This is a genomic window from Kitasatospora sp. NBC_00070 (genome assembly GCF_045041205.1).
Lineage (GTDB): Bacteria > Actinomycetota > Actinomycetes > Streptomycetales > Streptomycetaceae > Kitasatospora.
This window is the reverse complement of sequence record NZ_CP108247.1, coordinates 6,301,349-6,322,012: the sequence shown is the minus strand read 5'-3', so window position 1 is coordinate 6,322,012 and position 20,664 is coordinate 6,301,349. Positions and strand designations below refer to the sequence as shown.

Annotated in this window: 18 protein-coding genes and 1 pseudogene; 14 read left to right on the top strand and 5 right to left on the bottom strand. The window is 73.1% G+C overall.

The genetic code is table 11. The features are described from left to right. Window positions 1–72 precede the first annotated feature (72 nt). Window positions 73–1,881: a glycoside hydrolase family 15 protein gene (locus OHV05_RS28780; protein ID WP_405020259.1), complete on the top strand. Its 1,809-nt coding sequence runs from the start codon at window positions 73–75 to the stop codon at window positions 1,879–1,881. Window positions 1,882–1,888: 7 nt separating this feature from the next. Here OHV05_RS28780 and OHV05_RS28775 read toward each other — a convergent pair whose 3' ends face one another. Further along, window positions 1,889–4,066 carry a glycoside hydrolase family 6 protein gene (locus tag OHV05_RS28775; protein ID WP_405021570.1) on the bottom strand — a complete coding sequence of 726 codons (2,178 nt, stop codon included), beginning with the start codon at window positions 4,064–4,066 and terminating at the stop codon, window positions 1,889–1,891. A gap of 415 nt (window positions 4,067–4,481) precedes the next feature. Here OHV05_RS28775 and OHV05_RS28770 point away from each other — a divergent pair, with 415 nt between their 5' ends. From OHV05_RS28770 to OHV05_RS28760, 3 genes and pseudogenes are all read left to right on the top strand, one after another. After that, window positions 4,482–5,645 carry a winged helix DNA-binding domain-containing protein gene (locus tag OHV05_RS28770; protein ID WP_405020258.1) on the top strand — a complete coding sequence of 388 codons (1,164 nt, stop codon included), beginning with the start codon at window positions 4,482–4,484 and terminating at the stop codon, window positions 5,643–5,645. A gap of 65 nt (window positions 5,646–5,710) precedes the next feature. Continuing rightward, window positions 5,711–6,118 (top strand): annotated as a pseudogene (locus tag OHV05_RS28765) (GNAT family N-acetyltransferase); the annotation flags it as partial. A gap of 51 nt (window positions 6,119–6,169) precedes the next feature. Next, on the top strand, window positions 6,170–6,610 hold the full coding sequence (locus tag OHV05_RS28760; RefSeq protein WP_405021569.1) for a GNAT family N-acetyltransferase: 441 nt from the start codon (window positions 6,170–6,172) through the stop codon (window positions 6,608–6,610). A 27-nt stretch (window positions 6,611–6,637) separates the two neighbouring features. On the opposite strand, the gene OHV05_RS28755 is transcribed toward OHV05_RS28760, so the two are convergent. Continuing rightward, a complete protein-coding gene (locus OHV05_RS28755; protein WP_405020257.1) occupies window positions 6,638–7,108 on the bottom strand; it encodes a hypothetical protein in 471 nt (156 codons plus the stop codon). Between the two features lie 110 nt (window positions 7,109–7,218). Then, entirely contained in the window at window positions 7,219–7,776 is a 558-nt protein-coding gene (locus OHV05_RS28750) for an antibiotic biosynthesis monooxygenase (RefSeq protein ID WP_405020256.1), read from the bottom strand. Window positions 7,777–8,092: 316 nt separating this feature from the next. Between OHV05_RS28750 and egtA the strand changes: the two genes are divergently transcribed. From egtA to OHV05_RS28700, 10 genes are all read left to right on the top strand, one after another. Next, a complete protein-coding gene (gene egtA / locus OHV05_RS28745; protein WP_405020255.1) occupies window positions 8,093–9,472 on the top strand; it encodes an ergothioneine biosynthesis glutamate--cysteine ligase EgtA in 1,380 nt (459 codons plus the stop codon). Continuing rightward, window positions 9,466–10,788: an ergothioneine biosynthesis protein EgtB gene (gene egtB, locus OHV05_RS28740; RefSeq protein WP_405020254.1), complete on the top strand. Its 1,323-nt coding sequence runs from the start codon at window positions 9,466–9,468 to the stop codon at window positions 10,786–10,788. Before egtA ends, egtB begins: the two co-directional genes overlap by 7 nt. Further along, complete coding sequence (gene egtC, locus OHV05_RS28735) at window positions 10,788–11,525, top strand: ergothioneine biosynthesis protein EgtC (protein ID WP_405020253.1); 738 nt, start codon at window positions 10,788–10,790, stop codon at window positions 11,523–11,525. The genes egtB and egtC overlap by 1 nt, the downstream gene beginning before the upstream one ends. A 24-nt stretch (window positions 11,526–11,549) precedes the next feature. Continuing rightward, window positions 11,550–12,518: an L-histidine N(alpha)-methyltransferase gene (gene egtD / locus OHV05_RS28730; protein WP_403032174.1), complete on the top strand. Its 969-nt coding sequence runs from the start codon at window positions 11,550–11,552 to the stop codon at window positions 12,516–12,518. 146 nt (window positions 12,519–12,664) lie between these two features. Further along, window positions 12,665–13,852 (top strand): nitric oxide synthase oxygenase, encoded by a 1,188-nt coding sequence (locus OHV05_RS28725; RefSeq protein WP_405021568.1) that lies wholly within the window; start codon window positions 12,665–12,667, stop codon window positions 13,850–13,852. A 147-nt stretch (window positions 13,853–13,999) separates the two neighbouring features. Continuing rightward, entirely contained in the window at window positions 14,000–15,103 is a 1,104-nt protein-coding gene (locus OHV05_RS28720; protein WP_403032177.1) for a sugar ABC transporter substrate-binding protein, read from the top strand. Between the two features lie 52 nt (window positions 15,104–15,155). Next, window positions 15,156–15,935, top strand: a complete 780-nt coding sequence (locus OHV05_RS28715) for an ATP-binding cassette domain-containing protein (protein ID WP_403032180.1) — start codon at window positions 15,156–15,158, stop codon at window positions 15,933–15,935. Further along, window positions 15,932–17,272, top strand: a complete 1,341-nt coding sequence (locus OHV05_RS28710; protein WP_405020252.1) for a sugar ABC transporter permease — start codon at window positions 15,932–15,934, stop codon at window positions 17,270–17,272. Before OHV05_RS28715 ends, OHV05_RS28710 begins: the two co-directional genes overlap by 4 nt. A 116-nt stretch (window positions 17,273–17,388) precedes the next feature. Next, window positions 17,389–18,456: an RNA ligase (ATP) gene (locus OHV05_RS28705; RefSeq protein ID WP_405020251.1), complete on the top strand. Its 1,068-nt coding sequence runs from the start codon at window positions 17,389–17,391 to the stop codon at window positions 18,454–18,456. Between the two features lie 52 nt (window positions 18,457–18,508). After that, window positions 18,509–19,666, top strand: a complete 1,158-nt coding sequence (locus OHV05_RS28700) for a phosphotransferase (RefSeq protein WP_405020250.1) — start codon at window positions 18,509–18,511, stop codon at window positions 19,664–19,666. Between the two features lie 5 nt (window positions 19,667–19,671). On the opposite strand, the gene OHV05_RS28695 is transcribed toward OHV05_RS28700, so the two are convergent. Both OHV05_RS28695 and OHV05_RS28690 read right to left on the bottom strand, forming a co-directional pair. Then, a complete protein-coding gene (locus OHV05_RS28695) occupies window positions 19,672–19,941 on the bottom strand; it encodes a glutaredoxin domain-containing protein (RefSeq protein WP_405020249.1) in 270 nt (89 codons plus the stop codon). Continuing rightward, the gene (locus tag OHV05_RS28690; protein WP_405020248.1) at window positions 19,938–20,591 is read right to left on the bottom strand and encodes a TetR/AcrR family transcriptional regulator; all 654 of its coding nucleotides are present in this window, start codon (window positions 20,589–20,591) and stop codon (window positions 19,938–19,940) included. The genes OHV05_RS28695 and OHV05_RS28690 overlap by 4 nt, the downstream gene beginning before the upstream one ends. Window positions 20,592–20,664: the final 73 nt, after the last annotated feature.

The window sequence follows — 20,664 nt, the reverse complement described above, 5'->3', positions numbered from 1 at the left end:
GCCGGTGTGACGGAAGGGGCACGTTCCCGAAGAGGCGCCGTTCCGGGCCCGCCGGACGAGAATGGGACCGTCATGGCCGGACCCATCGAGGACTACGCGCTCCTCGGAGATCTCCAGACCGCCGCCCTGCTCGGCCGGGACGGATCGGTCGACTGGCTCTGCCTGCCCCGCTTCGACTCGCCCAGCTGCTTCGCCGGGCTGCTCGGCACCGACCGGCACGGCGCCTGGCGGCTGGCCCCCGTCACCGGCGGCCGGTGCACCGAGCGCCGCTACCGGCCCGCCAGCCTGGTGCTGGAGTCACTCTGGCGGACCCCCGCCGGCACCGTCCGGGTCACCGACTTCATGCCCCGGCGGGAGCGCCTGCCCCGCCTGGTGCGGATCGTCGAGGGGGTCGAGGGCGCCGTCCGGGTCCGGGGCACCCTGCGGCTGCGGTTCAACCACGGCCGGATCGAGCCCTGGGTGCGCCGGACCGACCACCACCGGATCGCGGTGGCCGGGCCCGACTCCGCCTGGCTCCGGGTGCCGCCCGGCGTGCACACCTGGGGCGAGGACGGCGCGACCGTCTCCGAGTTCACCGTGCACCCGGGCGAGCAGGTCCCGTTCGTGCTCACCTGGCAGCCCTCGCACCGCACCGACACCCCCCGGGTGGACCCGGCCGAGCTGCTGGGACGCACCCTGGCCGGCTGGCAGTCCTGGGCCGACGGCCTGCGCTACCAGGGCCCGTACCGGGAGCAGGTGCTGCGCTCGCTGATCACCCTCAAGGCGCTCACCTACGACCCGACCGGCGGCATCGTGGCCGCCCCGACCGCCTCGCTGCCCGAGCATCCGGGCGGCGAGCGCAACTGGGACTACCGGTTCTGCTGGCTGCGGGACTCCAGCATGACGCTGGCGGCCCTGCTGCGCGGCGGCTTCCGGGACGAGGCGGCGGCCTGGCGGAAGTGGCTGCTGCGGGCGATCGCGGGCGACCCCGGCGACCTCCAGGCGGTGTACGGGGTGGCCGGCGAGCGCACCCTGCCGGAGACCGAGGCGGACTGGCTGCCCGGCTACCTCGACTCGACCCCGGTCCGGTTCGGCAACGCGGCCGTCCGGAAGCTCCAACTCGACGTCTACGGCGAGGTGCTGGACACCCTGGAGCTCGCCTACCGGGCCGGCATCCCGATGGAGCGCAAGGTCTGGGGGCTGCTCCGCAGCCTGATGGACTTCCTCACCCTGCACTGGCGCGAACCGGACGAGGGCCTGTGGGAGGTCCGGGGCCGGCGGCGGCAGTTCGTGCACTCCAAGGTGATGGTCTGGGTGGCCGCCGACCGCGCCGTCCGGCTGGCCGAGGCCACCGGGCTGCCCGCGCCGGTGCAGCAGTGGCGCGCCCTGCGGGACGCCGTGCACACCGAGGTCTGCGAGTACGGCTACCACGCCCGGCGCGGGATCTTCGTCCAGTCGTACGGCGCCGAGGAGTTGGACGCCGCCACGCTGTTCATCGCCAAGTCCGGCTTCCTGCCGCCCGACGACCCCCGGGTGGTGCGCACCGTGGACGCGGTCCGGACCGGGCTGGACCAGGGCGGCTTCGTCCGCCGCTACCGGGCCGCCCCCGACACCGACGGGCTGCCCGGCTCCGAAGGGGCCTTCCTGGCCTGCTCGTTCTGGCTGGCCGACGCGCTCGCGCTGACCGGGCGGCGGGCCGAGGCCAGGGAGCTGTTCGAGCGCTCGCTGGCGGTGGCCAACGACCTGGGCCTGCTGGCTGAGGAGTACGACCCGGCCACCGGCCGCCAACTCGGCAACGCCCCCCAGGCGTTCACCCATGTCGCGCTGGTGAACACCGCGTTCGGCCTGGCCGACGCCGAAGCGGCCGACCCCACCGGCGTGGGATCGGCCGCCGTTCACTGAACCGCCGTCAGCTGGTGGCGGTGCAGCTCAGGGTCGGGGCACTGTTGCCGCCCGAGTAGTTGGCGCCGAAGCCGAAGCCGGTGCTGCCACCGGCCGCGACCGCACCGTTGTAGCCGGCGTTGGCGACCGAGACCGCCGCACCGCTCTGGGTGACGCTGCCGTTCCACAGGTTGGTGATCTGCTGGTTGCCGCCCCAGGTCCAGGTGACCTTCCAGGACTTGGTGGCCACGGTGCCGGTGTTGGTCACCGTGACGTCGGCGTTGAAGCCGGCGCCCCAGTCGCTGCTCACCTTGTAGGTCGCGGTGCACCCGGCGTTGCCACCGCCGCCACCGGCCAGGGTGGTGACGCTCAGCGCGGCGGAGGCCGCCGAGACGTTACCGGCCGCGTCGCGGGCCTTGACCGTGTAGCTGTACGCCGTCGCGGCGGTCAGACCGCTGTCCGCGTACGAGGTCGTGGCCGAGGTGCCCACCTGCACACCGTTACGGAAGACCTGGTACCCCGTCACACCGACGTTGTCGGTCGACGCGGCCCAACTCACCGTCGCACCCGAGGCGGTGACGCCGCTCGCGGCCAGCCCGGCCGGCACGGAAGGGGCCACGGTGTCACCGGTGCCCGCCGAGGTGGTGACGCCCAGCGCGGCGGAGGCCGCCGAGACGTTGCCGGCCGCGTCGCGGGCCTTGACCGTGTAGCTGTACGCCGTCGCGGCGGTCAGACCGCTGTCCACGTACGAGGTCGTGGCCGAGGTGCCCACCTGCACACCGTTACGGAAGACCTGGTACCCCGTCACACCGACGTTGTCGGTCGACGCGGCCCAACTCACCGTCGCACCCGAGGCGGTGACGCCGCTCGCGGCCAGCCCGGCCGGCACGGACGGGGCCACGGTGTCACCGGTGCCACCGCCCACCGGCGGGTAGGCGTTCTTGAGCAGCTCGCGGAACTGGGCGGAGAACCAGGTACCGGCCAGCGGCGAGTCCGGCAGCGCGCCGGACATGTTGTTGTTGTTGCGCGGGTTGCCGGTGTACGTCGGGTCGCACATCCGGTCGAAGCCCTTGCCCTGGTCGTTCGCGATCTCCTTGCTGGCGCCGTCCGACTCACCCGGGGGCTTCACCCAGACGTAGGCGTCGATGCCCGGCTCGGGTGCGGCGGTGGGCCGCTCGCCGAGGCCCGCACCGGACTGGTTGCACCAGTTGCCGGTCTGGAACCGGCGGTCGAGGCGGCCACCGTCCACGTACGCGTCACCGCTGGTCTGCGGGCCCGGGCCGGTCGGCCGGTTGGCGCCGCCCCAGCCGTTGCGGGAGGTGTCGATCAGCATGCCGACGTTCGACTGGAAGCCGGCCTCGACCGCCTTGGCCCGGAACGCCTGGGCGTACGACAGCTCGTCGACGTAGCGGTTCCAGTCCACCCACTTCGAGGTGCCCCGGATCGACTGGCCACCGACGGTGTCGTTGATGGTGAAGTAGGGCTCCTTCAACGTCGAGTAGTTGGCGGTGTTCACCACGAAGCCGTGAACGTTGGCGGCGGTGGAGCCGGAGGCGTTGGCGGCCTGGTAGAGCAGGCTCGCGGTGGGGCCGAAGTTGGAGTCCCAGCCCAGCCAGCCGTGGTGCCCGGCGTCGATGTAGTTGTAGACGTTGGAGATCGCGCCCAACTTGTTCAGCGCGTAGCCGACGCCGGCCACGTAGTTGCCGTTGGCCTTCATCACGTCACAGGCCGGGGTGGCGGTGGCGGTGCCGCCCGCGTTGGTGATCAGGTTCGGCAGCGAGTCGAGCTCGATCGTGGTGACGATCCGCAGGTTCGCGTAGGCCGGGTCGGCCAGGATCGCGGCGATCGGGTCGATGAACTCGGTCTTGTAGCGGCCGATCTCGGTCGGGCCGAGCTCGCCGTTGGAGGCCAGCGCGGCGCAGTCGCGGCCGGGCAGGTCGTAGATGACCACCTGGAAGACGTACGGCTTGCCCGCGGCCGTGGCCTGGCTGACGGCGGAGTTCAGGTGCGCCCGCAGGCCCATCGAGCTGCTCGAGCCGCTGATCGCGGCGATCCGGTCCAGCCAGACGTAGGTCGGCTGGTTGGAGACGGCCGAACCACCCGGTTCGGCTGCGGCGTTGGCAGACCACTCGGGGTTCACGTAGACGCCGGCGCCGACATAGGGGTTGTCGACCTTGGGGGTCGCGGCGTGCGCGGTGCTCGCCATCGGAAGCAGGGTCGCCGCGCCGAGCGCGGTCGCGAATGCGGCCGTTCGGAGGCGGCGGAGGAGCTGTCCTGACACGTGCGGATTCCTTTCGGGTGGGGGGAGATCCGGTGGGGCGGAGGAGCGGGAGAGTCGAGCCCAACGTGGGAGCGCTCCCACACTGTTGGAATCAGCTGGCCCTGCGAGGAACGGTGGATGGGGGTGGTACTGCCTGACCGACTCGACGGGTGAACGACTCCCCGCATCTCAGGGCGGCCCCTGAGCTCACGGCATATCAACCCATGAAGGTGCGGAGGCGTCAAGCCTTCTGACCGACTTCAGCAAGTGAACACGGCACTCCCCATGGGAGCGCTCCCGAAAGGGAGTTGACGGTGTCCCGTGAGAACCTCGGAGTCCCACCCAGCTCGGAGGCCGCCCGATGACCGCCCGTCCCAGGATCGACGACCGGCAGCGCCGCGCCCGGCTGGCGACCCGTCAACTCCTCGCACCCACCCACCGGGCCGCCTCCCCGGAGCAGGTCACCGAGGCGCTGGTGGCCCTGCACGCGACCGACCCCGCGTCCGTCTTCCTGTCCACCGCCGCCCGGCTGGCCCGGCCCGAACCGGCCGATCTGGAGCGGGCGTTGTACCAGGACCGGACCTTGGTGCGGATGCACGGCATGCGGCACACCCTGTTCGTGGTCCCGACCGGCCTGGCCCCGGTGCTGTACGCCTCCACCACCCGCAAGGTGGCCGAGAAGGAGCGGCGCGGGCTGCTCGCGTTCGCGGCCGAGGGCGGCTTCGACGCCGACTGGCTGGCCGGGGTGCAGCGCCGCACGCTGGCCGCCCTGGCCGCGGCCGGCCAGGCCACCGGCAGCCAACTCGGCGAGCTGGTGCCCGAGTTGCGCGAGGCGATCACGGTCGCGGTGGGCAAGCCGTACGAGGCCAGGCAGACCATCGGGGTCCGGCTGCTCCGGGTGCTCGGGATGGAGAACGAGATCGTCCGGGGCCGGCCGGTCGGCGGCTGGACCAGCGGGCAGCACCACTGGGCCGTCCAGGGCGCGCTGCCCGGGCTCCCGGTGGCCGAGGCGCAGGCGGAGCTGACCCGCCGTTGGCTGGCCGCCTTCGGCCCCGCCACCACCGAGGACGTCCGCTGGTGGACGGGCTGGGGCGTCCGCGAGGTCAGGGCGGCGCTGGCCGCCTGCGGCGCGGTGGCGGTCGACCTCGACTGCGGCGAGGGCCACGCCCTCCCGGACGACCTCGACCCGCTGCCGGAGCCCGCCCCGTGGGCCGCGCTGCTCCCCTCGCTCGACCCCACCCCGATGGGCTGGCAGCAGCGCGACTGGTACCTGCCGGTCCCCCACCGGGCCGACCTGATCGACCGCTCCGGGAACATCGGCCCGACCGTCTGGTGGAACGGCCGGGTGGTCGGCGGCTGGGCCCAGCGCACCGACGGCGGGCTCCGCTGGGAGGCTCTCGAGCCGCTCCCCCGCGAAGCCGTCGCGGCGGTCGACGCCGAGGCCGACCGGCTCGCGGCCTGGCTCGGCCCGGCCCGGGTCACCCCGCGCTTCCGGACCCCGCTGGAGCGCCGGCTGACGGGCTGACCCGGCCGTCGGGCTCCCGCTCCCCGGGAAATACCGCTGGTCCGGGACGGTGCCGACCGGGCAGCATGGGGCGCATGGTGACAGTGGGAACGGTGACGGACCAGGACTGGCAGACCCTGCGGACGGTGCGCCTGCGCGCGCTGGCGCAGGATCCGGAGGCGTTCGGCTCGACGCTCGAACGCGAGCAGGACCAGCCGACGGAGTTCTGGCAGCGGCGGATCGCGTCCGGTGGCTGGTTCATCGCCTGGGACGACGCGCACCCGGTCGGCCTCGCCTCGTCCCTGGCGGACCCGGCCGGGCACCGGCTCAATGCGATGTGGGTCGACCCGGCGCAGCGCGGGCGCGGGGTCGGCGACGCCTTGGTGGCCGCCGTGCTCGACCGGGCCAGGTCCGAGGGGGCGGCGACGGTCTCGCTGACGGTGGGTGAGGGCAACGCCCCCGCCCGGAGCCTCTACCTGCGCGCCGGGTTCCGGCCCACCGGCGAGCACGAGCCGCACCCCCGCGACCCCGGGCGCCGGCTGGAGCTGCTCCGGGCCCCGCTGCGGCCGGACGGCTTCGAGATCTCCACCGACCCGGCCCGGCTGGACACCGCCCTGATCCACCGGTGGCTGTCCGAGGACGCCTACTGGGCGCTCGGCCGCACCCGGGAGAAGCAGGACCGCGCGATCGCCGGGTCGCTCAACTTCGGGGCGTACGACTCCACCACCGGCGCCCAGCTCGGCTACGCCCGGGTGATCACCGACCTGGCCACCTTCGCCTGGCTCTGCGACGTCTACGTCGCACCCACCGCCCGGGGCCGCGGGCTCGGCACCGCCCTGGCCGGCGCCGTCCGGGACCACCTCGCACCGTACGGGCTGCGCCGCATCCTGCTCGCCACCGGCGACGCCCACGAGGTCTACGCCCGGGTCGGCTTCGAGCCGCTGGCGGACCCGGAGAAGTGGATGATCCTCCCCGGCAGGTCCTAGGGTCGACGGGGACCGACCCGGGCCCGGTCACCCCCACTCCGAGCTCTCGGAGAGGCGGCGGTACCACCAGAACTCCGTACGCCACTGCAGCCGGTGGGCGAACGGGTCCGGCAGGGTGCGACGCAGGAACGCCGCGTCCAGGGGCTTCAGGATCCGGCCCAGCTCGGCCCGGGCCCGGGCCGGCAGCTGTGCCAGAGCCTCCTCCAGGACGTCGCGGGCATGCCTGACGTCGTCGAAGGAGCACCAGGTGCAGGAGCAGAACGCTGCCTGCGGGTACAGCGGCCGGTTGCCCGGCGGGTGGAGGAACTCGCGGTAGCGCCGCAGCGCCCATTCGGTGGCACCGGGGTGCAGCCAGTGGCTGTTCCCCAGCAGCTCGGCCCGGTGCACGGCCCGGCTGGCCCGGGTGGAGAGCCCGTGAATCCGGAACGGCGGGGTCGGTCCCCAGCCGGGGTGGACGGGGAGGTGGGCGCGCAGTGCGCCCGGCCGGCTACGCGGCATCGGCCTTTCGACACGTGGTCATGCGCGCCATGGTGCCAGGCCGGGCCGTCCGCCGCAGCCGGATTCCGCCCGCGGCGGACGCCACCCGCGCGGCCGCCGCCGGCGGGCCCTCAGCCCGGGAAGAGCCAGCGGCGCAGCACCCGGGTGGCGACCGGGAGGGCGAGGTAGGTCATCAGCGAACTGATCACCGGGGCCAGGATCAGCGAGCGGGCCAGCACCGGGAGGGTGGCCAGGTGCGGGGTGAGGTAGAAGTTGGCGCTGGTGGTGAGCGGGGCGATCGCCAGGGTGGAGGCGATCGCCATCTTCCAGCGCGGGGCCGGGGTGCGCCGGGCGCCGGCCGGGGTGGTGGCGAACCAGCCCTCCATGCCGAGCAGTTCGCGCCGGGCCACCTCGACGTGGTGGCCGTCGACCTTGGCGAAGCAGGCGGCCCGGGCGGGTGACTCCTGCCAGGAGCGGAACGAGTCGGCGTCCTGGAACGACAGCAGCAGGTGCCACGGGTCGTCCGGTCCGGCCGGGCGGAGCAGGCCGGTGCCGAGGTTGCCGGGGTGGTCGGCGGCGGCCCGCAGGATGGCCTCCGCCCAGCTCTCGAACTGTTCCTCGTGCCCGGGGTCGACCCGGCGGGCCACGAAGAGGGTGACCTCTTCGCCGTTCCGTTCGTCCGTGCCCATGGCTCCCTCGACCCCTTGATCAGCCCGCAGCCTATGCGCAGGCGGCGCGGGGTGGAACCCCTGACGGGTCGTCCACTGACACAGCCCCGGAGCGGCCGGGCACCCGCCCGGTCGGCGGTTCCGCCAAGCCGCCGGACGGCCGGGCCCGGCCGTCCGGTTCCGGCCTTGACACGCTCCGTCACGATCGGCCGGTGATCCGCGATTGACCGGATCGACCCCCGGTTTGGCGTGTTCTGTTCGGCACCGAGGTTTGTTCCATTGCAGACTGAGCAGGAACCCCGGGCCTCGAATCACTGACCAAGGAATGGTGAGTCCGGTGATACCCCTACGTCCCAACCCGGCGCCCGCGCAGTCCGCGCCCCAACAGCAGGCGGTGGAGACACCGCTGCCGCTGACCGAGTCCGCCGCGCTGAGCCATCTGGCGGGCATCTGTTTCAAGATCGGACCTCCCCGGTTGATCGGGGTGGAAGCCGAGTGGTTCGTCCACGACGGCGACTGTCCGGAGTTACCGGTTGACCCGCGGCGTCTGGCCGACGCACTCTCCGCACTCCCCACCCATCAGGACCCGGGTGACCCCGCCCCGCTGCTTCCCTCGGGCACCGGTCTCACCTACGAACCGGGCGGACAGGTAGAGCTCAGCTCCCCGCCCGCCGCCGACCCCGAAGAGTGTGCAGACACCATGCTGCGGGATCAGGCCACCCTCCGAGCCGCCCTCGCCGCCCACCGGCTCCGGCTCACCGGCAGCGGTACCGACCCGCTCGGCCGCGAGCGCCTGATGCGGCTCGACCACCCCCGCTACCTGGCGATGGAGCACCACTTCGACCGGGTCGGCCCCTGGGGCCGGGTGATGATGACCGGCACCGCCTCCGCCCAGGTCTGCGTGGACGCGGGCACCGGCACCGGGACGCACGAGTTCGCCCGGCGCTGGGAGCTGGCCCACCGGCTCGGCCCGGTCCTGGTGGCCGCCTTCGCCAACTCGCCGCTGCTGGACGGCCGGCCCACCGGCCACCGGTCCACCCGCCAGCTGGTCTGGTCCCGGATGGACCCGAGCCGCACGCTGGCCCCCCGGTTCACCGGCGACCCGCGCGAGCGCTGGGCCGAGTACGTGCTGGACGCCGAGGTGCTGTGCGTCCGCCGCCCGGACGGGCTGCCGTGGACCGCCCCGGCCGGGCTGACCTTCCGCGGCTGGCTGCGCGGTGCGGGCGAGCGCCCGCCCACGCTGGCCGACCTGGACTACCACCGCACCACCCTGTTCCCTCCCGTACGGCCGCGCGGGCACCTCGAACTGCGCATGATCGACGCCCAGCCGGGCGAGGGCTGGCAGGTGCCGCTGGCCCTGGTCGGCGCGCTGCTGGACGACCCGGTGGCGGCCGACGCCACCGAGGAGGCGCTCGAACCGCTGGGCGCCCCGGCGCACGGGGACCGCCACCCGCCGCGCACCGAGCTGTGGCACCGGGCGGCCACCCTGGCGCTGAACGACCCGCAGCTCCGCCGGGCCACCCTGGCCTGTTTCGGCGCCGCCGACCAGGCGCTGGCCCGCCGGGAGCAGGCCCGTGGCGGCCGCTCCCGGCTGCGGACCGTGCTGACCGACTTCGCCGAGCGCTACCCGGCCCGTGGCCGCTGCCCCGCCGACGACCAGTTGGACGCCCTGCGCACCGGCGCCCTTCCCCACGCCCTGGAGACCGCAGCATGCTGAACACCGACCACCGCGAGACCGACGCCGTGCGCGAGCGGATCGCCGGCGAGCTGCTCACCGCCCGCGAGCGCACCGCCGGGCTGACCGCGCTGGACGACCACGACCTGACCGCCCAGCACTCCCCGCTGATGTCCCCGCTGGTCTGGGACCTCGCCCACATCGGCAACCAGGAGGAGCTCTGGCTGCTCCGCAACGTCGGCGGCCGGGAGCCGATGCGGCCGGAGATCGACCCGCTCTACGACGCCTTCGAGCACCCCAGGGCCGAGCGCCCCAGGCTGCCGCTGCTGCCGCCGGCGGAGGCCCGGGCGTACGCCCACGAGGTGCGCGGCCGGGTGCTCGACCTGCTCGCCGCCACCCCGCTGGACGGTGAGGTGCCGCTGCTCCGGGACGGGTTCGCCTTCGGCATGATCGTCCAGCACGAGCAGCAGCACGACGAGACCATGCTGATCACCCATCAGCTCCGCAAGGGACAGGGCGCGCTGACCGCCCCGCCGCCACCGGTCACCGCGGCCGGGCCGCTGCCCGCCGAGGTGCTGGTCCCGGCCGGGCCGTTCACCATGGGCACCGACACCGAGCCGTGGTCGCTGGACAACGAGCGCCCGGCCCACCGGGTCGAGGTGCCCGCCTTCCACCTGGACACCACCCCGGTGAGCAACGGCGCGTACCAGCGCTTCATCGCCGACGGCGGCTACGACGACCCGCGTTGGTGGACGGCCGAGGGCTGGGCGCACCGGCAGCAGGCCGGGCTGTTCGCGCCGCTGTACTGGCAGCGGGACGGGAGCGAGTGGCTGCGCCGCCGGTTCGGCACGGTGGAGCCGGTCCCGGCGGACGAGCCGGTGCTGCACGTGGGTTGGTACGAGGCGGACGCCTACGCCCGCTGGGCCGGGCGGCGGCTGCCGACCGAGGCCGAGTGGGAGAAGGCGGCCCGGCACGACCCGGCCGCCGACCGCTCCCGGCGCTACCCCTGGGGGGACCGGGAGCCCACCGCCGAGCTGGCCAACCTGGGCCAGCACCACCTGCAGCCCGCACCGGTCGGCAGCTACCCCGAGGGCGAGTCCGCCTACGGTGTAAGGCAGTTGATGGGCGACGTGTGGGAGTGGACCGCCAGCGACTTCACCCCCTACCCGGGCTTCCGGGCCTGGCCGTACAAGGAGTACTCGGAGGTCTTCTTCGGCCCGGAGTACAAGGTGCTGCGCGGCGGCTGCTTCGCCGCCGCACCGGTCGCCAGCCGCGGCACCTTCCGGAACTGGGACTACCCGATCCGGCGGCAGATCTTCGCCGGCTTCCGGACCGCGCGCGACGCCGAGGCGGGCTGATGTGCCGTCATCTCGCCTACCTGGGCAGCCCGGTGACGCTGAACGAGCTGCTGGTGGCCCCGCCGGCCGGGCTCTACCGGCAGTCCTGGGCGCCCCGGCTGCAGCAGTACGGCACGGTCAACGTGGACGGCTTCGGCGTCGGCTGGTACGCCGAGGGCGACCCGGTCCCGGCCCGGTACCGGCGGGCCGGGCCGATCTGGGCCGACGAGGGCTTCACCGACCTGGCCAGGGTGGTGCGTTCGGGGGCGGTGCTGGCCGCCGTCCGGTCCGCCACCGCCGGGTGCGCGGCGGGTGAGGCGGCGGCGGCGCCGTTCGCCGCCGACCGGTGGCTGTTCAGCCACAACGGCGCGCTGCCCGGCTGGCCGGACGGGCTGGCCGGGCTGGCCGCCCTGCTGCCGCCCGCCGAGCTGCTGCGGCTCACCGCGCGCACCGACTCCGCCCTGCTCTGGGCGCTGGCCCTGCACCACCTGCGGGACGGCGCCGGGCCGGACGAGGCGCTGACCGCGACCGTGCACGAGGCCGCCAAGCACACCGAGGGGCGGCTCAACCTGCTGCTCACCGACGGCACTTCGATCGCCGCCACCAGCTGGGGCGACACCCTCTGCTACCGCACCGGGCCCGGCTCGCTGCTGGTCGCCTCCGAGCCCTCGGACGACCTGCCGGACTGGCAGCACCTGCCGGACCGCTCGGTCCTGCTCGCCGATCTCCGTGGCGTCACCGTCTCCTCCCTCAACTGACCGACCGAGCAAGGGAACACTGCTGTGAAGACCTACGAGCTGACCCGCCTGCTGGCCGCCGACCACTTCAGCCACGCGCTACGGCACGACGTGCGCAGCGGTCTGACCGCGAGTCCGAAGTCGCTGCCGCCGAAGTGGTTCTACGACGCCCGGGGCAGCGAGCTGTTCGAGGAGATCACCCGGCTGCCGGAGTACTACCCGACCCGGGCCGAGCGGGAGATCCTGACCGACCGGGCCGCCGAGATCGCGGCCGCCACCGGCGCCCGCACCCTGGTCGAACTGGGCTCGGGCTCCTCGGAGAAGACCCGGCTGCTGCTGGACGCGCTGCGCGACCTGGGCACCCTGCGGACCTACGTCCCGGTGGACGTCAGCGAGAGCGCGCTGGCGGCCGCCGCCGAGGCGCTCACCGCCGACTACCCGACGCTCACCACGCACGCGGTGGTCTCCGACTTCACCCAGCGGCTGGGCCTGCCGCCCGGCCAGGGCCCCCGCCTGGTGGTCTTCCTCGGCGGCACGCTGGGCAACCTGCTGCCCGAGGAGCGCGCGGTCTTCCTGCGCGAGCTGCGGGAGGCGATGGAGCCCGGCGACGCGCTGCTGCTCGGCACCGACCTGGTGAAGGACCCGGACACCCTGGTGGCGGCCTACGACGACGCGGCCGGGGTGACCGCGGCCTTCAACAAGAACCTGCTCGACGTGCTCAACCGGGAGCTGGGCGGCGACTTCGACCCCGAGCTCTTCGACCACGTGGCGCTCTGGGACGCCGAGAACGAGTGGATCGAGATGCGGCTGCGCTCGCGGGTGGCCCAGACCGTCAAGATCCACGACCTCGACCTGCCGGTGCACTTCGAGCGCGGCGAGGAGCTGCGGACCGAGATCTCGGCCAAGTTCCGCCGCGAGCGGGTGGCGGCCGAACTGGGCGCGGCCGGGCTGGAGCTGTCGGCCTGGTGGACGGACCGGGCGGGCCGGTTCGGGCTCTCGCTGGCGACCCGGTAGCGCTCCCGGGCCCCGCGCTCCGGCGCGGGGCCCGGCTCCGCGCGCACCTTAGCGGCTGATCACACCGGAGGAGGTGGGATTGCCGCACTCCGCGCGCCCGGCACATCACCTCCGGTACCCATGTCGGTGGGAGGGATGTGTCCTTGATCTTCAGTCGGCTCCGCACCCGCAAGTCCGCCCGGCTCGTCACCGCCTCGGCCGGGCCGGCCGCCCCGCGCTGCCCGTACGGTGGCGCCCCGGCGGCGCCCGAGCCGCCGTCCGCGCCGTCCGACGCCTCGCCGGCCGGGCAGGCGGTCGCCTTCGTCCGGCAGTTCCACCAGGAGCGGGCCGGCGCGGGCGATCCGGCGCCGAGGATCCGTCAGGTGCTCGACGAGATCGAGCGCACCGGCAGCTACCAGCACACCGCCGAGGAGCTGGTCTTCGGCGCCCGGGTGGCCTGGCGGAACTCCGCCCGCTGCATCGGCCGGCTCTACTGGCGCAGCCTGGTGGTCCGCGACCAGCGCCACCTCGACTCCCCCGACGCGATCGCCGAGCAGTGCTTCGAGCACCTGCGCACGGCCACCAACGGCGGCCGGATCCGCCCGGTGATCACCGTCTTCGCCCCCGACCGCCCGGACCGGCCCGCCCCGCGGATCGTCAACCAGCAGCTGGTCCGCTACGCCGGCCACCCCTCCGGCGTCGGTGACCCGGCCGGGGCCGCGCTGGCCGCCCAGGCCCGGGAGCTGGGCTGGAAGGGCGGCGAGGAGCGGTTCGAGGTGCTGCCGCTGATGGTCCGTCGGCGGGACCAGGACGAGCCGCAGTGGTACGAGGTGCCGGAGGACGCGGTGCTGGAGGTGCCGCTGCGGCACCCCGAGCACGCGTGGTTCGCGGAGCTCGGGCTGCGCTGGTACGCGGTGCCCGCGATCAGCGACATGGCGCTGGAGATCGGCGGCGTCCGGTACCCGTCCGCCCCGTTCAACGGCTGGTACATGGGCACCGAGATCGGCGCCCGGAACCTGGCCGACGCCGACCGCTACGACCAGCTCCCGGTGCTGGCGGCCCGGCTGGGCCTCGACACCTCCTCGGACCGCACGCTGTGGCGGGACCGCGCCCTGGTCGAGCTCAACATCGCCGTCCTGCACTCGTTCCAGGAGGCGGGCGTGACGATGGCCGACCACCACACCGAGTCCGAGCGCTTCCTCAAGCACATCGCCCAGGAGGAGCGGCTGGGCCGCCGCACCCCGACCGACTGGAGCTGGATCGTGCCGCCGGTCTCCGGCGGCCTCACCCCGGTCTACCACCGCTACTACGACCCGGTGGAACCGGACCTCCGACCGGCCTTCCTGCCGCGCTGAACAGCGGGACCTGACACCCGGTCACCTGGCGGACCATCCGCCGAGTGGGGTGTCCGGCTGCCCGTACGGCGCAGTTCCGTTCGCGGCGAGCGGCTCGGCTTCCCAGACTCGGAGGCGGGGGTGAGCTCGAACGGAGAGGCATTTCCTATGAAACTCGGCCTTCGTCGCATCGTGGTCACGGCCACCGCAGTGTCCCTCGGCCTCGGCCTGGCCGCCTGTGGCAGCGCCAAACAGTCCACGGGCTCGACGAGCTCCTCGGGGGCGGCGGCCGGGCCGGTCAAGATCGGCCTGCTGCTGCCGGAGACCAAGACCACCCGGTACGAGCAGTTCGACCGGCCCCTGATCGAAGCCAAGATCAAGTCGCTGGCACCGGACGCCCAGATCGACTACTACAACGCGAACGAGAACGCGGCGACCCAGCAGACCCAGGTGGACACGGCGCTGACCAAGGGCGACAAGGTACTCATCCTGGACGCGGTGGACGCCAAGGCGATCCAGTCCTCGGTGCAGAAGGCGCACGACGCCGGCGTCAAGGTGATCGCCTACGACCGGCTGGCCCAGGGCCCGGTGGACGCGTACGTGTCCTTCGACAACAACAAGGTCGGCCAGCTCCAGGGCCAGGCGCTGGTCGCGGCGGTCGGCCCGAAGGCGTCCAGCGGCAAGATCATCATGATCAACGGCTCGCCGACCGACCCGAACGCCGCCCAGTTCAAGGCGGGCGCGCACAGCGCGATGGACGGGAAGCTGACCATCGGCAAGGAGTACGACACCCCCAACTGGGACCCGAACAACGCCAACCAGGAGGCCGCCGCCGCGATCACCGCGCTCGGCGCCCCGAACGTGGTCGGCGTCTACTCCGCCAACGACGGCATGGCCGCCGGTATCGCCACCGCCCTCAAGGCGGCCGGTCTGAGCGTCCCACTGACCGGGCAGGACGCCCAACTGGACGCGGTGCAGCGGATCCTGGCAGGCACCCAGACCATGTCGATCTACAAGCCGTTCAAGCCGGAGACGGACGCGGCCGCCACCATGGCCGTCCAGTTCGCCCAGGGCAAGAGCCTGGAGCCGTCGCTCACCCCGACCAAGGCCACCAACGGCAGCGGCACCGAGGTGGCGTCGAACCTGATCACGCCGGTCGTGCTGACCAAGGAGAACGTCAAGACCACCGTGGTGGCCGACGGCCTCTACACCGTGGCCCAGATCTGCACGCCCGACTACGCCGCCGCGTGCACCGCGGCCGGGCTCCAGTAGCCGCACCGGTCACTCAGGTCGAATCCGGTACGGGGCAAGGGAGTTGGTTGTTGTGACAGGTTCGCCCGTGCTCGCACTGCGCGGGGTCTCCAAGCGGTTCGGTGCCGTCCAGGCGCTCACCGACATCGAGTTGGAGGTCAACGCGGGCGAGGTGGTCGCCCTGGTCGGCGACAACGGCGCCGGCAAGTCGACCCTGGTCAAGGCGGTGGCCGGGGTCAACCAGCCGGACGAGGGCGTCATCGAGTGGGAGGGCAGGCCGGTGGCCGTCCACCGCCCGCAGGACGCCCAGCAGTTGGGCGTCGCCACGGTCTACCAGGACCTCGCGCTGTGCGACAACCTGGACGTGGTCGGCAACCTGTTCCTCGGCCGCGAGCTCAAGCGGTTCGGCGTGCTGGACGAGGTCCGGATGGAGCAGCGGTCCAGGACCCTGCTGGACACCCTCTCCATCCGGATCCCCAGCGTGCGGATCCCGATCGCCTCGCTCTCCGGCGGCCAGCGCCAGGTGGTCGCGATCGCCCGCTCGCTGATCGGCTCGCCCAAGATCGTCATCCTGGACGAGCCCACCGCCGCCCTGGGCGTGGAACAGACCGCCCAGGTCCTGGACCTGGTCGAGCGGCTCCGCGACCAGGGCCTCGGCGTCATCCTGATCAGCCACAACATGGCGGACGTGATGGCGGTGGCGGACCGGATCGCGGTGCTCCGGCTGGGCCGGAACAACGGCTTCTTCGACCGCCGGAGCACCAGTCAGGAAGAGATCATCTCGGCCATCACCGGCGCCACGGACAATGCTGTGACCCGCCGTCGGGCCCGTGGCACGGAGGGCGAGGAATGAGCGCGGACGGCACCAACACCCCCGAGCCGGGGAACGGCTCCCGACGGAATCCGCTGCCGGAGGACGCGATGTCCAAGGACGGGGTCAACGCCCCCGTCCCGGTGGCGGCCCAGGCGATCCCGGCCGTCGACCCGCGCCTGATCGTCCGTCAGGAGGGCGTGAAGGGCTACCTGGGCGAGTTCCGGCGCCGGATCAGCAGCGGCGAGCTGGGCTCGCTGCCTGTGGTGCTGGCCCTGGTGGTCATCTGGGCCGTCTTCGGCAGTCTGAACAGCAGCTTCCTGTCGGCGCAGAACCTCTCCAACCTCTCGCAGCAGATCGTCGGCACCGGCATGATCGCGATCGGCGTGGTCTTCGTGCTGCTGCTCGGCGAGATCGACCTGTCGGTCGGTTCGGTCAGCGGCCTGTGCGCCGCGATCTTCGCCGTGATGAACGTGACGCACGGCGTCAACGAGTGGGTGGCCCTGCTCGCCGCCGTGGTCGGCGGCACGGTGGTCGGCCTGGTGCACGGCTTCTTCTTCGCCAAGATCGGCGTCCCCGCGTTCGTGGTCACACTGGCCGGCAACCTGGCCTGGAACGGCCTGATGCTGCAGATCCTCGGCGCCAACGGCACCGTCAACCTGTCCGGCCACGACATCGTCTCCCGGCTCTACACCACCATCTACGGCCAGGCCATCGCGGCGTACGGCCTGGCGGCGGCCGCCGTGCTGCTCTTCCTCGCCGCCGCCCTGACCGACACCGCGCGGCGGCGCCGGGCCGGGGTGCCGTACCGGCCGCCGGGCGACATCGCGCTCCGCACCGGCGTGCTGGCCGTGCTCGCCTTCCTGGTGGCGTACACGCTGAACCAGTACAAGGGCCTGCCGCTGGCGCTGCTGATCTTCCTGCTCTTCATCGTGGTGCTCGACTTCGTGCTCCGCCGGACCGGCTACGGGCGGCAGATCTTCGCCCTCGGCGGGAACATCGAGGGTGCCCGCCGGGCCGGTATCAACATCTCCTGGATCCGGATCTCGGTCTTCATGGTGGCCTCCACCATGGCGGCGGTCGGCGGGCTGTTCCTGTCGGCCCAGATCCAGTCCGCCAGCCAGACCTCCGGTGGCGGCAACCTGCTGATGAACTCGATCGCGGCCGCCGTCATCGGTGGCACCAGCCTCTTCGGCGGACGCGGCAACACCTGGTCGGCCCTGCTCGGTGCGCTGGTGATCGGCTCGATCCAGTCCGGGATGAACATCCAGGGCCTCAGCAACGCCATCCAGTTCATGATCACCGGTGCGGTCCTGCTGGCCGCCGTGGTCATCGACTCGCTGTCCCGCCGTACCCAACGGGCAGCCGGGCGCGCCTGACCCGATCAGTCGTCAGTTTTCGGGGGCCGGCATCCGCAGGCCCCCGAAAACCTGTCGCGTGCGGCGGTCCGCAGCGGCGAGAGTGATCCCCGTTCACCATCCGGGGAGGAATCACCATGTCGACATTGCGAGTCACGGCCGAACGGCTGACCATCCTGACGCACCCGAATGCCGACGCACTGGAGCTGGCCCAGGTCGGCCTCTACCGTGCGGTGGTCGCCAAGGGCGCGTACCGGACCGGGGAACTGGCGGTCTACATCCCCGAGCAGGCGGTGCTGCCGCCCGCGCTGATCGAGGAGCTGGGCCTGACCGGGAAGCTCGCGGGCAGCGCCCACGACCGGGTCAAGGCGGTCCGGCTGCGCGGTGAGCTCTCCCAGGGCATCGTCTGCCGCCCCGCCGCGCTGGCCGGCACCGACCTCACCGAGGCCGTCGCCGAGGGTGCGGACTTCGCCGAGCTGCTCGGCATCACCAAGTGGGTGCCGCCGATCCCGGTCGGCATGAGCGGTGAGGTCGAGTCGGCGCCCGGGCTGCTGCCCTGGGTGGACATCGAGAACCTCAAGCGCTTCCCGGACGTCTTCGAACCTGGCGAGCCGGTGGTGGTCTCCGAGAAGCTGCACGGCAGTTGCTGCCTGGTCACGTTCCACGCCGACTCCGGCACCGTCCAGGTCTCCTCGAAGGGGATCGGCGCGCAGCGGCTGGCGCTCCGCGAGGACGACCGCAACCTGTACTGGCGCAGCGTCCGCGCGCACGGCATCCCGGCGGTGGCCGCCGAGCTGGCGGAGCGGCTCGGTGCCAGCCGGATCGGCATCTTCGGCGAGGTGTTCGGCGTCGGGGTGCAGGACCTCGGCTACGGGGAGTCCGGGCGCACCGAGCTGCCCGGGTACGCGGCGTTCGACGTCTCGGCCGTGATCGACGGTGAGCTGCACTGGCTGGACGCCACCGAACTGCTGGCCGGGAAGCTGCCGTTGGTGCCGCAGCTGTGGAGCGGCCCGTTCGACCCGGACACCGTGCTGGCGCTGGCCGACGGCCGGGAGACCTTCTCCGGGCGGGAGTTGCACATCCGCGAGGGCGTCGTGGTCCGGCCGGTGGTCGAGCGGTACAGCCCGGTGACCGGTGGCCGGGCGATCGCCAAGGTGGTCAGCGGCGCGTACCTGACCCGCAAGGGCGGCACCGAGTACGAGTGAGTGATCGTTAAATTCGGTTGCCCGGACGACCGGCGGGCCCGAGACTGCGCGGGTGACAGAGCGAAGCGTGACGGTGTTGGTGACGTACCAGGGTGAACAGCTCGGCGAGATCGGGCCGTTCCCGGTCGGGACGCCGCGTTGGCACGACATCGCCCCGGTGGCCGAGGAGTTGACGCGGCGACTGGGCGTCCCGGTGCACGTGCTGCGCCTGCTGACGCACGACAGTGCCGACACCGGGTACGGCGGCTCGGTCGCCTACCACGCCGAGGCGCTGCGGTTCCCGGAGGTCGAACTCGCCGACTCGGCCCTGACGGTGGGCGAGGACCCGCTGCGGGCGCCGTGGGCCACCCCGGCCGGGCTGCGGTCCGCGCTGGCCTGGGCGGCCGGGACGGTGCGGGCGGTCGGCCCGGCCGAGCAGGTGAAGAGCTGGAACCTCTCCGGCTTGTACCGGCTGCCGACCGCCGACGGCCCGGTCTGGCTGAAGACCACGCCCGCCTTCGCCGTCCCCGAGGCCGAGGTGATCGCCCGACTGGCCGCCGTGGACCCGGAGTTGGTACCGCCGGTGCTGGCTGAAGCCGAGGGCCGGGTGCTGCTCGGCCACCTGCCCGGGGTGGACTGCTGGGGCCTGCCCGAGGACGCCATGCTGGCCGCGGTACCCCGGCTGGTGGCCGCCCAGGCCGCGCTGGCCGGGCAGCGCGACGGGCTCCCGGACCGTACTCCCGGCACTCTGCCCGAGCGCTTCGCGGCGCTGCTCCCCCGGGTCGTGCTGACCGCCGAGGAGCGGGCTGCCGCCGACCGGCTGCTCGCCGACCTTCCGGCGCTGATCGAGGAGTTGGCGTCCTGCGGGCTGCCCGAGACGCTGGTGCACGGTGACTTCCACCCGGGCAACTGGCGGTTCGACGGCACCCGCAACGTGATCGTCGACTTCTCCGACAGCTACTACGGTCACCCCGCCGTCGACGGCCTGCGCCCGCAGGACTTCCTCGACGAGGAGCGCTGGGCGACCGTCCGCCGGCTCTGGATCGACGCCTGGCGCGAGCAGGCCCCCGACTCCGACCCGGCCAGGGCGCTGGAGCTGGCGGAGCCGCTGATGCACCTCGGCTACGCCGTCCGCTACCAGGAGTTCCTGGACGGCATCGAGGCCACCGAGCGGGTCTACCACCAGGGCGACCCGGAGTCGGAGATCCGGGCCGCGCTGGCCTGCCGCTGAGCGGGTCAGGCCAGCAGGTGCGGGGCGTGCTCCCGGACCGCCGCCAGCAGTTCCTTCCGCGAGGGGTTGACCATCGGGTGCCCGGCCACCGTCACCGTCGGGACGGTCTCGTTGCCGTCGGCGACCGAGCGGACGAAGGCGGCGGCCTCGGGGTCGCGCCAGATGTTGACCTTGCGGTAGGGCAGGTCGGTGAACCGCAGCTGGGTGAGCAGCTTCAGGCAGAAGGTGCACATCGGCCGCCAGTAGACGACCACGCCATCCTGGTCATCGGTCACTGTTCGCTCCCCCGGGTCGAGTTGACGGTCCGTCCGTAGCGTAGTTCCAGACCGTCGAGCAGCGCCTCCAGGCCGGTCTCGAACGCGCCCTCGTCGATCCGCCGCCGGTGCTCGGCCAGCTTGTGCGCCTCGCCGAGGTGCGGGTACTCCTCGGTGTACAGCGCGGCGTCCTCGGGGAAGCCGGCCGCGAACGAGCCGAGGGCCGAGCCGGTGACGAAGTACCGCATCAGGGCACCGATCCGGGTGGCCTGGCCGCGTGGCCAGCCCGCCGCGACCAGGCAGCCGAAGACCGCGTCGGCCAGCCGCAGCGCGTTCGGCCGCCGGCCCGGGCCCTGGGCCAGCACCGGGACGATCGCGGGGTGGGCGGCCAGCGCCGCCCGGTAGGAGCGGGCCCAGTCGCGCAGCGCGGTACGCCAGGGCGCCGGCGGCCGGAACATCGACAGGTCGACCTCCCCCATCACGCTGTCCACCACGGCGTCGAGCAGCTCGTCCTTGGTGGCGAAGTGGTTGTACAGCGAGGGGCCGCTGACCGAGAGCTCGGTGGCCAGCCGGCGGGTGGAGAGCGCGGCCAGCCCCTCCGCGTCCACCAGGGCGAGGGCGGCCGCGACGATCCGCTCGCGGCTGAGCAGCGGGGTGCGCGGACGGGCCATGGTCGCTTCCTCCGGTCGGGTGGGGTTCCGGGCATTCTCGCAGGCGGCTCTTCCCAGCCCTGCGACGGCGGGC